The 12,560-nt window shown below is 56.1% G+C and carries 8 protein-coding genes; 7 read left to right on the forward strand and 1 reads right to left on the reverse strand.

Annotated features, from left to right (window positions below):
- Positions 1–109 precede the first annotated feature (109 nt).
- The 3 genes from malQ to ACRTGH_RS07130 all read left to right on the forward strand — a co-directional run bounded on the left by malQ (position 110) and on the right by ACRTGH_RS07130 (position 6,013).
- Positions 110–3,559, forward strand: coding sequence for a 4-alpha-glucanotransferase (malQ, locus tag ACRTGH_RS07120; protein ID WP_368846574.1), 3,450 nt, complete (start codon positions 110–112; stop codon positions 3,557–3,559).
- A 97-nt stretch (positions 3,560–3,656) separates the two neighbouring features.
- Positions 3,657–4,379: a DUF2225 domain-containing protein gene (locus ACRTGH_RS07125; protein WP_368846573.1), complete on the forward strand. Its 723-nt coding sequence runs from the start codon at positions 3,657–3,659 to the stop codon at positions 4,377–4,379.
- Between the two features lie 17 nt (positions 4,380–4,396).
- The gene (locus tag ACRTGH_RS07130; protein WP_368846572.1) at positions 4,397–6,013 is read left to right on the forward strand and encodes a DUF4127 family protein; all 1,617 of its coding nucleotides are present in this window, start codon (positions 4,397–4,399) and stop codon (positions 6,011–6,013) included.
- A gap of 140 nt (positions 6,014–6,153) precedes the next feature.
- Here the strand turns inward: ACRTGH_RS07130 and serC are convergent, their stop codons facing one another.
- On the reverse strand, positions 6,154–7,242 hold the full coding sequence (gene serC / locus ACRTGH_RS07135; RefSeq protein WP_368846571.1) for a 3-phosphoserine/phosphohydroxythreonine transaminase: 1,089 nt from the start codon (positions 7,240–7,242) through the stop codon (positions 6,154–6,156).
- Positions 7,243–7,481: 239 nt separating this feature from the next.
- On the opposite strand from serC, the gene serA reads away from it, so the two are divergent.
- The 4 genes from serA to ACRTGH_RS07155 all read left to right on the forward strand — a co-directional run bounded on the left by serA (position 7,482) and on the right by ACRTGH_RS07155 (position 12,361).
- On the forward strand, positions 7,482–9,065 hold the full coding sequence (gene serA, locus ACRTGH_RS07140; RefSeq protein ID WP_368846570.1) for a phosphoglycerate dehydrogenase: 1,584 nt from the start codon (positions 7,482–7,484) through the stop codon (positions 9,063–9,065).
- 344 nt (positions 9,066–9,409) lie between these two features.
- Entirely contained in the window at positions 9,410–10,921 is a 1,512-nt protein-coding gene (locus ACRTGH_RS07145; RefSeq protein ID WP_368846569.1) for a Na+/H+ antiporter NhaC family protein, read from the forward strand.
- A 68-nt stretch (positions 10,922–10,989) separates the two neighbouring features.
- Positions 10,990–11,652: a TatD family nuclease-associated radical SAM protein gene (locus ACRTGH_RS07150; protein ID WP_368846568.1), complete on the forward strand. Its 663-nt coding sequence runs from the start codon at positions 10,990–10,992 to the stop codon at positions 11,650–11,652.
- A gap of 136 nt (positions 11,653–11,788) precedes the next feature.
- Positions 11,789–12,361: a hypothetical protein gene (locus ACRTGH_RS07155; protein WP_368846567.1), complete on the forward strand. Its 573-nt coding sequence runs from the start codon at positions 11,789–11,791 to the stop codon at positions 12,359–12,361.
- Positions 12,362–12,560: the final 199 nt, after the last annotated feature.

Here is a 12,560-nt window from a genome sequence, read left to right on the forward strand (position 1 = left end):
CTCTCCTATTAATTTCAAGCGGGAAAACAACGAAATAAGTAGAAGAAGGCGAATTAGAGGGGAATGGGCAAAAGGAAGTGCCCGCCCTGGGAAATAGGAGGCGATATGTATGGCACAGCGAGAAGCGGAACACAACTCTCAGGATGTGTTTTTCCGCTCACCCGTAGGCCCGGCCGAGGCATCCTCCTCCGTGCGGCTCGGCATTCGCATCAAGACAAAAGATGAAGTTTCAAAGGTCATTTTGCGCCTCTGGCGGGAGGGATTCGGCGAGCAGCTCATCGAGCTGGCGACGGATTCGGCAGAAGGTATGGAAGAAAGATTTTATTCTGCACGCATCGACATGCCTGAGAACGGCTGCCTGCTTTGGTATTATTTCATCGTGGCAACATCTGCGGGTACATGGTACTACGGCAACAACCATGAACATCTGGGCGGCATGGGCGGCATATACGATGCCGCGCCGCCGTCTTTCCAGATCACGGTGTTCAACAAAGGGGCGAAAACCCCGGATTGGGCGAAGCATGCCGTCATGTACCAGATTTTCCCGGATCGCTTCTGTCGCGAAGGGGATGCGATCGTTGAGAAAAGGGGCGCGGTCATTCATGCGCACTGGGGCGATCAGCCGTGCTACTACAAGGATGTGGACACAAAGGAAATCGTGCAGTACGATTTCTTTGGCGGCAACATCAAAGGGCTTGAAAGTAAGCTCGAATACTTGAAGGGTATCGGCATTTCCGCCATTTACTTGAATCCGGTTTTTGAATCGCCAAGCAATCATCATTACGATACCGGCGATTACCATAAGATTGACCCGCTTTTTGGTACAAATGAACAATTCCAGCAGCTTATGGAAAAAGCAAAGAGCATGGGAATCCGCATCGTCATTGACGGTGTGTTCAGCCATACGGGAAGCGACAGCATCTACTTCAACCGCGACGGCAATTATGACAGTGTCGGTGCGTTCCAGTCGCCGGAGTCCCCGTACTACAGCTGGTACAATTTCCATAAATATCCCTATGAATATGACAGCTGGTGGGGGTTCTCCACCTTGCCGAACGTGACGGAGACGACGCCGTCCTATATGGACTTCATCATCCGCGACGAGGAAAGCGTGCTGCATCACTGGATGAAGGCGGGCATCAGCGGCTGGCGCCTCGACGTCGTCGATGAGCTGCCGGCGAAGTTCACGCAGACTTTTTACCGCGAGCTCAAGGCGACCGACCCGGATGCGATCCTGATCGGCGAGGTCTGGGAAGATGCGTCGAACAAGATCAGCTACGGCGTGCCGCGTGAGTACTTGTGCGGGCAGGAGATTGATTCGGCGATGAACTACCCGTTCCGCAAGATCGTGCTGGACTTCCTGCTCAATTATGTGGATGGACGCCAGTCGATGCGTCTCTTGGAGAGTCTGCGGGAAAACTACCCGAAGGAAAATTTCTATGTGATGATGAATTTGATCGGCAGCCACGATGTGGAGCGGGCCATCACCCTCCTCGGCGAGGCGCCGTTCTACGACGGTATGCCGGCAATCCATCAGTCACGTTTCAGACTGGATGCGGAGCATTACAAGCTCGGCACGGACCGGCTGAAGCTCGCAGCCATTTGGCAGATGACGTATCCGGGCATGCCCTGCGTCTACTATGGCGATGAGATCGGCATGCAGGGATTCCGCGATCCATACAACCGCAGCCCATACAACTGGCAGAGCCCGGACGAGGATGTCCTCTCTTGGTACAGAAAGATCATCGCACTCAGGAATGAGCACATGGCGCTGCAGACAGGCGATTTTCTGCCGCTTATGGGAGAGGGCAATGTCATTGCCTATGCGCGCACGATCCGAAACGGCAGGGATGAGTTCGGCGCTCCGGCGAAGAACGAAGCCTTTGTCGTCATCATCAACCGCAGCCGCACGCAGGAAATGAAGGTTTCGCTTAATGTCGGCGATTTTGTGCAGGGAACGATGCGGGATGCACTGGATCCGGAGGAAAGCGTCACCCCCCAGCGCGGTCTTTTGACCGTGAAGCTGCCGCCGCTTTCCGCGCGGATTTATGAAGCGGTGCCGGAAGTGCGCCGTTATCCGCGCGAAGCCGGCATCTTGCTCCATCCGACCTCCTTGCCGTCGAAATACGGCATCGGGGATATCGGCGGCGCCGCCTATACCTTTGTCGATTTTCTCGCCGCAGCCGGGCAGAAGGTCTGGCAGGTGCTGCCGCTCTGCCCCGTGAGCGATTTCGGCTATTCGCCCTATCAGTCGCCTTCGGCGTTTGCGGGCAACCCGATGATGATCTCGCTCGATATGCTGATTGATTACGGGCTGCTGTCAGCGCGCGATCTGAAGGTCATGGCGGACGGCGCGACGGCCTTCATCGATTTTGAGCGCGCCTGGGCATTCAAGAAAAAGCATCTGGAAAAGGCGTGGCGCAACTTCCAGAAAGCGGAGGAAGATGCAGATTTCACGGCGTTTTGCAGAGATGAGGCGAATTGGCTTGACGGCTACGCGCTTTTCATGGCGCTGCGGGAAGATTTCGGGGGCAAGCCGTGGACCGACTGGCCGGAGCCTCTCAAGAAGCGCGAGCCTAAGGCGCTTGCCGCCGCAGCCGAAAAGCTGTCGGACGAGATTGGCCGCCAAAAGTTCTGGCAGTACCTTTTCGCCAGACAATGGCGCCGCCTGCATGCGTACGCGCGCAAAAAGGGCATCCGGATCATGGGCGATATGCCCATCTTCGTTGCGCAGGACAGCGCCGATGTTTGGGCGAACCAGGAGCTTTTCCGCCTGAACGACGACGGTACGCCGCAGCTGGTAGCCGGCGTGCCGCCCGACTACTTCAGCGCGACGGGGCAGCTTTGGGGCAATCCGCAGTATGACTGGGCAGTGATGAAGAAGACGGGCTATGCCTGGTGGAAGGAACGTTTCCGGAAACTTTGCTCCATGGTTGATATCGTGCGCGTTGACCATTTTCGCGGCTTTGAATCATATTGGGAAGTCGACGGCAAGGCCAAGACGGCAGTCAACGGCTGTTGGCGCAAGGGGCCCGGAAAGCCTTTCTTTGAGGAAATGGAAAAAGAAATCCAAGGGCTTGATATCGTGGCGGAAGATCTCGGCATCATCACGGATGAGGTCGAAAAACTTCGGGACGACTGCGGCTACCCCGGCATGAAGGTGCTTCATTTTTGCCTCTATTTCAATGAGATGCGGCGCATCGGCTTTGCCGCGCCGGAAAACAGCATCGTCTACACGGGCACGCATGACAACAACACGACGGTCGGGTGGTATGCGCAGGACCTCGACGCCCCGGCACGCGCCGCGATTGCCGAACTTGTGAATGCAAGGATCGACAGGCCGAAAGAAGTCTGCCAAAAACTTATCGAGTTTGCCTATGCCTCGAACGCGCGCCTCGTCATCGTCCCGATGCAGGACGTGCGCTGCCTCGACAGCCGCAGCCGCATGAATGTGCCCGGCACCGTAGGCATCAACTGGCGTTGGTGCCTCAAGGATTTTGCGCACGCCGAGGAAGATGCGAAGTGGCTTAAGAGCCTCTGTGAGGACTATGAGCGCTAGCGAGCGCTGCCTTGCCTTCCTGCGTCTTTCTGCAGGAAGGCGCAGGAAGACAAGGCGTATGCACTGAATACATAAATATAAAAGGAGAGCTGGAACTATGGCTGAAGAAGATTATCTCTATGTTGTGAAGAAACCCTGCCCGATCTGCGGTCTGGAGACGCGTGCGACAAAGGTGCGCTCGCGCCTCATCACGGAGACCGTCGATACCGATCTCTGCACGCATTACAAGGATATCAACCCCTACTACTACAGGATATGGCTTTGCGAACACTGCGGCTATGCCGAGGATGAGCGCCACTTCCTGAACGGCGTTTCTCCCAAGGAGAAGCGTGCCATCCAGGACTTTCTGGCGGAACGCAACTCGGCTTCGGAGTTCTCGGAGAAGCGCACGCGTGATGATGCGATCAAGGCTTTCAAGCTGGCGATATTCTTCTCGAAGTTCACGAAGGAGACGCTGGCACACAAGGCGGGTCTGAACCTCTCGCTGGCTTGGCTCTACCGTGAAGCCGGCGACAAGGAAAACGAGGACAAGTTCCTCGCCGAGGCGGGCAAGCTTTATATCGAATCACGTTCCCGGGAGGATTTCCCGCAGGGTCCGATGACGGAAGCGGACTGCATATACCTCATCGGCGCCATTCATTGCCGCCTTGCCGATTACGATACGGCAGGCAAGTACCTTTCCATGCTCATGCACAATAAAGAGCTGGAGACGAAGGAACGCGTGACTGTGGACAGGGCGAAGGATCTCTGGGCGGACATGCGCGAAAAGATGAAAGAAGAGCGGGCGGACGCCGCGGCGGAAGAAGCACAGCCGGAATGAAGGAGGGAGATATTGTCTTGCAAAAGCTAGCCAAAATATTGGCCCTTGTTCTCGTGCTTACCGTTTTCATACTGCCTGCTGCCGAGGCCGGGAAAAAGCTGAAGGAAAAAGTGGATGACACGGCGGCGCGGCAGAAGCGCATCCTGTTCATCCCCCACGACAACCGGCCGATTTCCGATAAGCAGACAGCCGATGTCGTGCGCGAGCTTGGCTATGAGGTCATTGTGCCGCCGGATGATATGCTTGGCAGCCGCACCGATCTCGGGCATCCCGAGGAGCTTTGGGCTTGGGCGGAGAATCATGCCTCCGAGGTCGGTGCCGCCGTCATCTCCTCGGATTCGATGCTCTACGGCAGTCTCGTCGGCTCAAGAAAACACGCTTATGAGCGCGGTGAGGTCATGGAACGCCTGCGGAATTTTGAAGCGTTCCGTGCAGCCCATCCGGCGCTGCCCCTCTATGTATTCGGCTCCATCATGCGGACGCCGCGTTCCGGGGAAGCCTCCGGTACGGAAGAGCCGGGTTACTACCGGAATTACGGAGCGGACATTTTCCGTTACACGCTTCTGACGGACAAGAAGGAGACCGAAGGGCTCACGGCGCGTGAACGAAAAGAATACGCCTTTCTGGAAAAACTGATTCCGGAGCAGTCCATGAAGGACTGGATGGACCGCCGCAACAAAAATTTTGCGGCAAACCAGAAGATGATCGATTTCACGAGAAACGGCACCTTTGACTACTTTGTTCTCGGCCGTGACGACAATGCGCCGTATTCACAGACGCATATGGAAGGCCGCAAGCTCCTTGAATACAGCAAGGGTCTTGGTTCTTCCAAGTTCCAGACCATGTCGGGCATCGACGAGATCGCTCTTCTGCTGCTCTCGCGCGCCGTCAACAATCTGGAGCGCAGCATGCCGTTCGTCTATGTGCGCTACAACAAGGGCACAGGCGGAACAACGATTCCTGCTTATTCGGACGAGCATATACAGGATTCGATTCGTTCAGCGGCCGTTGCTGCAGGGACGATGATCGTCGCCTCGCCTGAGAAGGCGGAATTTGTGCTCCTCGTCAACACGAATCCGGATGGCCGTACATACGAGGCCAATGACCGTGCGAATGACGGCGCGCCGCGCGACGGCACGCAGTATTTCCTTGACCTCGTCAAGGAGTATATAGCGAAGGGCTACCCCGTCGGCATTGCCGATGTAGCCTATGCGAACGGTTCGGACAATGCTCTGATGGAGGGCTTGAAGCGCGAAGAGCTGCTCTTCAAGCTTCGCGCCTATTCCGGCTGGAACACGCCGACGAACAGCACGGGCTTTGCCGTGGCTGAGGGCGTGCTCGCCGAGCATATGACGGATGAGGCGCGCGATCGGCTTCTGCTGACGCGCTACCTTGACGACTGGGCGTACCAGGCCAATGTGCGCAACACCATCGGGCGTCAGCTCGGCTGGCTGCGCGGCAGCGGCGTTTACGCAAGCCTCGACGACAAGATGATCGGCGTCCAGTATCGCGCCGACCGCATGATGCGCGAATTCGCTGATCACAATCTTCCGCCCTTGGAAGAGCTGCGGGAAATCAAGATGGTATTCCCTTGGAACCGCATGTTTGAAGCTGACGTACAGTTGGCGAAGTAAGCTGCACGAACAAACGTCCGGAAAGCGGACATGGTGCGCCTCTTGTACAGAAACCTATAAAAGGACGAAAGACAATAGCAAAAAGCGGGGCAGCGGCATGCACTCGAAAGAGTGTGCCGCTGCCCCGCTTTTTGGCGTATTTAATTCTTCTTGCGGAATTTTTCCATGAAGTCGACGAGCGCAGCGACGCCCTCATAGGGCATGGCGTTGTAGATCGATGCTCGCATGCCGCCGACGGAACGATGGCCTTTGACGCCGCCGAGACCTTGTTCCAGGGCTTCTGCGACGAACTTCTTTTCCAGCTCCTCGCTCGGCAGCCGGAAGGTAACGTTCATGAAGGAGCGGCTTTCTTTTTCCGCATGCCCCTTGTAGAAGCCTTCAGAAGCGTCGATGGCGTTGTAGAGGAGCGCGGCTTTCTTTTCGTTGCGCTTTGCCATTTCGGAGAGGCCGCCCTGCGCCTTGATCCAGGCTGCAACCTTGCCGACCATGTAGATGCCGAAGGCAGGCGGCGTGTTGTAGAGCGAATTCTTCTTGTAATGCGTTGAATAGCGCAGCATCATCGGCAGCGTCTCAGGGCTTTTTTCAAGCATCGACTTCCTCGCGACGACGAGGCAGGTGCCGGCAGGGCCGAGGTTCTTCTGCACGCCTGCGTAGATGAAGCTGAACTTCTTGAAATCGATGGGACGCGAGAGCATGTCCGATGACATGTCGGCGATGAGAGGCACATCTCCCGTTTCCGGTATATAATGGTATTCCGTGCCGTAAATCGTGTTGTTGTAACACAGATGGAGGTAGGCGGCGTTCGGGTTGAGTTTGATTTCTTCCTGTGTCGGCACATGGCGGAAACCGCCTTCTTTCGAGGAGGCAGCAATCTCGCCGACGTCGAGCCGTTCAGCCTCTTCGTAGGCCTTTGTTGCGAAGCTGCCCGAGAGGACATAACTGCCCTTCTTCTCTTTCGTTGCGAAGTTCATCGCGACCATGGCAAACGCGAGGCTCGCGCCGCCCTGCACGAAGAGCACATCGTAGTCGTCTCCAAGACCCATGAGTTCGAGAATGTCCGCCTTCGCTTGGTTGTGCACCTCGTCGTATGCTTTGGCGCGATGCGAAATTTCCAAGATCGACATGCCCGAGTCATGGAAGTTGAGGAACTCCGCCTGCGCCTCTTTGAGAACATCAAGCGGCAAGGCAGCGGGGCCGGGATTGAAATTGTAAATGCGGTTCGCTTCCATGGAAAGACCTCCTGTCAGTTCGGAAAAGTAATATGCAATACATTAATTTTACCGCTTTGCCCGCGCTTTAGTCAAGCGAATCACGAAAAAGGCCGCCAGGGGACAGGCGGCAATGTCTGCAACGCGGACGTTTGTGCATATCGTTTATTATGATACGTTTGTAGAGTGGATAAATCGGGGGAAAGATGGTATGATACTATTTATGGAATGTATATCTAGTTATTGAAGGGGCGATAAGTATGAAAATTCTTGTGGCAGACGGTGTATCCCAGAAGGCCGTGGATATTCTTTCCCCGAATTTCGAGGTCGTCGAAAAGCCGAAGCTTTCACACGAGGAGCTTCTCGACATGATCGGTGATTTTGAGGCGGTGATTGTGCGCTCGGCATCGAAGGTGACGAAGGACGTCATCGAAAAGGCGGCGAAGCTCAAGATCATCGGCCGTGCGGGCGTCGGCGTCGACAACATCGACGTGGCGGCGGCGACGGCGCGCGGCATCATCGTCATCAACTCGCCGGGCGGCAACACGATTGCAGCGACGGAACATACGATGGCCATGATGCTGGCGATGAGCCGCAACATCCCCATTGCCAACGAGACGATGCAGCAAGGCGAGTGGAATCGCAAGAAGTACGTCGGCGTTGAGCTGCGCGGCAAGACGCTCGGCGTCATCGGCATGGGCCGCATCGGTTCGGGCGTTGCCAAGCGCGCGCTTTCCTTCGATATGAACGTCATCGGCTACGACCCGTACATCAATGAGGAACGTGCCAAGGCGATGGGCGTGACGATCGGCGCGCTCGATGATGTGATCGAAAAGTCGGACTTCATCACGGTGCATATGCCGCTGAACCAGGATACGAAGGATATGCTCGACAAGACGGCGATTGCCCGCATGAAGAAGGGCGTGCGCCTCGTCAACTGTGCACGCGGCGGCATCATCAACGAGCAGGATCTCGCCGATGCCGTGAAGGCGGGACACGTCGCAGGCGCGGCGATCGACGTCTTTACGAGTGAGCCGCTGGAAGCGGGCAATCCGCTCGTCGGTGTGCCCGGCATCATCCTCACGCCGCATCTCGGCGCATCGACGGTCGAGGCGCAGATCGGCGTCGCCCTCGACGTGGCGGAGGGAATCCGCGCGGCGCTTTCGGGTGAGCCTGTTATGACGGCGGTCAACATGGCGCCCGTATCGGCCGATGTCATGCATGTCATCCGGCCCTATCTCGATCTCGCCGAGCGCCTCGGCTGTACGGTATGCTCGCTGGCGGACGGTGCGATCACGGAGCTTACCGTCGAGTACAGCGGCGACATTACCGAGGTCAACACGCAGATGCTCACGACGGGCGTCATCAAAGGCATGCTCAACCCCGTTCTCGAATTCAACGTCAATTATGTCAATGCGCCGAGCCTCGCCAAGGATCGCAGCATCAAGGTGCGTGAGGTCAAGCACAAGGAGTCGCAGGACTTCCAGAACCTCATTTCCGTCTGCGTCAAAACGGCGAAGGGCGAGACGGTCGTCAAGGGCACGCTCTTCGGCACGGAAGGGCGCATCGTTTCCATCGGCGGCTATCGTGTCGACGTCGATCCGCACGACCGCATCCTCATCTGCCCGCACATCAACCGTCCCGGCGTTATCGGCACGGTCGGCACGCTGATGGGCGAGCACGGCATCAACATCTCCAGCATGCAGGTCGGCAGGACGGACAAAGAAGGCACGAATGTCATGGTGCTGACGATCGACCACGACATCCCCGAAGAACTGCTGCAGAAAATCCTCGCCGTCGACGGCATCTTCGGTGCACGCCTGGTCAACTTCCATGCCATCTGAGGAAGAGGCGGCCGGCTTTAATCTCCTGCGGGTATGGAAGAAAAACGGCTGCTATTGATTGCGAAAATATCTTTTTGTGTCAACCGTACGTATTCTGAGCATGCTGCAATAACTAAAGCGACAAGAGCAAAGAATCCCTCCCGCGGAACGGGAGGGATTCTTTGCTCTTGTCCGGAAGGATAGGCTTATGGCCATCGCATTATATCATGCCTTGAAATCATGTCAGATCCTTTTGAGGCATTGCTTTGTCTCTCAGGCGAAGCCCATTGCCACGGAAAATAATCTGTATTATAATGGACGTTATGTTATGGCATCGTCCAGCGAGGAAAGGAAGGGGATTTTTTATGGCAGAGACGGCATGGGCTGTTCTTCCGCCGGTCATCACCATTGTGCTGGCCTTGGCGACGAAGGAAGTCTATATGTCCCTGATCATCGGTATTTTTTCCGGGGCACTGCTCTACACGGATTTCAATATTCTCGAAGCGATTCTTACGATGTTCGCGGTGATGGAAAGCAAGGTTGGGGCGAACGTGAATATTCTCGTTTTCCTTGTTATTCTTGGCATTCTCGTCGCGGCCATCACGCGCTCGGGCGCGACGAAAGCCTATGGCGACTGGGCGGCGCGCACGATTCAGGGGCGCAGGAGCGCGCTCGGCATCACGGCGCTTCTTGGCATCGTAATTTTTATTGACGATTACTTCAACTGCCTGACGGTCGGCACGGTCATGCGTCCCGTGACGGACAAGCTTTCGATCGCCCGCACGAAGCTTGCCTACATCATCGATGCGACGGCGGCGCCTGTCTGCATCCTCGCGCCCATATCGAGCTGGGCGGCGGCTGTTGGCTCTTCGCTGCCGGAGGGCAGCAGCATCGACGGCTTCGGGCTTTTCCTGCAGACGATACCGATCAACCTCTACGCTTGGATGACGCTCGCTTTCATGTGCTTCATCGTATGGTCGGAGAAGGATTTTTCCGAGATGGGGCGTTCGATCCGGAAGAATGATGAAAAATTCTACATTCCGCCGGAGTATGCCGACGTCAAGGAGGAAAAGATCGAAGGCAGAGGACGGATCTGCGACCTGCTGCTGCCGCTGGCCGTGCTCATTGCGGCCTGCGTCTACGGCATGCTTTATACGGGCGGCATCCATGAGGGCAAGAGCATCGCCGAGGCGTTTGCGGACTGCGATTCGGCGAAATCGCTTGTCCTTGGCTCGTTCATCGCTTTCGTGTTTACGGGTCTTCTCTATCTGCCGCGCCGCATCGTTTCTTTTAATGGCTTTTGCACGAGCTTCATCCTTGGCTTCAAGGCTATGGCGCCGGCGCTCTTCATCCTCTGCCTCGCATGGACGCTCTCGGGTATATGCAGCGATAAGTACCTCAACCTTGGCGGCTATGTCGGCCAACTCGTGAGCGCCAATGCCGGGGTCGTCGCCTTCCTGCCCGTCATCTTTTTCTTCGTAGGCGCAGGTCTCGCCTTTGCTACGGGAACTTCGTGGGGGACGTTCGGCATCTTGATCCCGATCGCGCTTGCTATTGTCGGCACGGACAGCCCGGCGCTGGCACTTTGCGTTGCCGCCATCCTCTCCGGTGCTGTTGCGGGCGATCATGCTTCGCCGATTTCCGACACGACGATTCTTGCCTCGGCAGGCGCTCAGTGCCACCATATCGACCATGTGTCGACGCAGATTCCCTATGTGCTCGTCGTTGTCGGCGTCAGTGCTGTTGGCTACATTGTCGACGGCTTCACGATGAACGGCTGGGCGGGGCTTGCTGTCGCGGCATCCCTGCTCGTCATCGCCATGGCTGTCATCTGCTGGAAGGTTCCTGCGCCGCTTTTCCGCAGCCGTGCGAAGTGATTGAAAAAGCAGCTGTCGCCGGACAAAACGTCTGCGGCAGCTGCTTTGCTTGAAAGGAAAATGGATCTATGCTCGTCTATATGGTTGAGCGGGGGAAATATCTCCTGCCCGAGGAAAGTCTTAGGCGCCGCCCTGAAGGAAAGCGCGGACTTTACGTCAACATCACGAATGAATGTCCGTGTGCCTGTACCTTCTGTCTGCGCACATTGAAGGATATGCCAGAGGATATGAGCCTTTGGCTCGGCGGCAAAGAGCCGGCCGTCGAGGAGGTCAAGGAGGCGCTCCTTGCTGCGCCTTGGCCCTATGTGAGGGAAGTCGTGTTCTGCGGCTTTGGCGAGCCGACGATGCGTCTGTCAGCGCTCATCGAGCTTCTGCGCTTCGTCAAGCAGCAGCATCCCGATCTGCCGACGCGCCTCAATACGAACGGTCTTTCCGACCTCGTCTATGGCCGCGATACGACAGCGGATTTCGCGGGCGGTATTCTCGATACCGTTTCCATCAGTCTCAACGCCTCGAACGCCGAGCGCTACCTGGAGCTGACGAGAAGCGAGTTCGGCATCGAGTCCTTTGAGGCGATGCTGGCTTTCGCGCAGCATATGAAAGCCTATGTGCCTCACGTCGTCATGACGATCGTCGAAAAGGTCGAGGATGCAGAGGAAATCGAGAAATGCCGCGCTCTCTGCGCTGCGCGCAGCCTCGACCTGCGCGTGCGGACGTATGAGGGAAGCTGACGGCGGCCCCGGCAGCGCTGTACGATAAGACTTAAATTAAATGTTTACTCAAATGGGACATCTATGATATAATTTAAAACATAGAGTCAGGTATGAGAGTAAATGTGTAACGAGGAGATGTAAAGGAGGAAGGATTATGAAACGGAAAGTTTTTTCGCTGCTGCTGTCGCTCTTATGCGCCCTCTGTTTTTTGAATTGCGCAACAAAGACACAGACTGCGGAGGGGGCGGAGCCTGAGTACGTGCCGCTGGTGGACGGCCTGCACTGTGAGGATTTTTTGGACAAGATCAATGACGCCTTGATATCCATCGGTTCCCCCGGATTAGATGGCGGCAAGACAAGCAGCAAATGGGATACGCCGGACCAGCGCAACGGAGAGTTTTATATTTTGCTGCCTAAGGGGACGTATGCTTTTATTTGGATAAAAAACAATGATGTGTACAAGGTGGGAACCGTTTATAATGTAGGCGATGCAGAAGCAAAAAAAGAGGCGGTTGACTTCATCATGGCCAGCTACATCGTTACAGGATTGACCTACGATGAAGGGAAAACCCTGTTGAATATGATGCAGCCCCTTAACAATGTGAAAAATATGGTAGGAAGCCAGGGGACGGTCACGAGATTGGGAAGAGTTGTGCGAACCACTCGTTTTGTGGACGATGAGCATCCGGAGCGAGAGAATATGATGATGTTTACAATACGTCCCTGATGTAAGCACGGCTCAGATCCGTATCGCCATATTGGCGCATCCGCAAGGCGCTCTATGATCGGCAGAAAGAAGCGGGCGGCGAAGATATGCAGGCGTCGTTTCGCCTGCATCGCTCCCCCTTGGCGGTGTTGGACGATAATAAACCCGCCGCGGAAGTCTCTCGGGACTTCTTGCGGCGGGTTTACATTTTAATCGTCAT

The organism is Selenomonas oralis, from assembly GCF_051603425.1.
In the GTDB taxonomy this organism is placed as follows: Bacteria; Bacillota; Negativicutes; order Selenomonadales; family Selenomonadaceae; genus Selenomonas; species Selenomonas sputigena_A.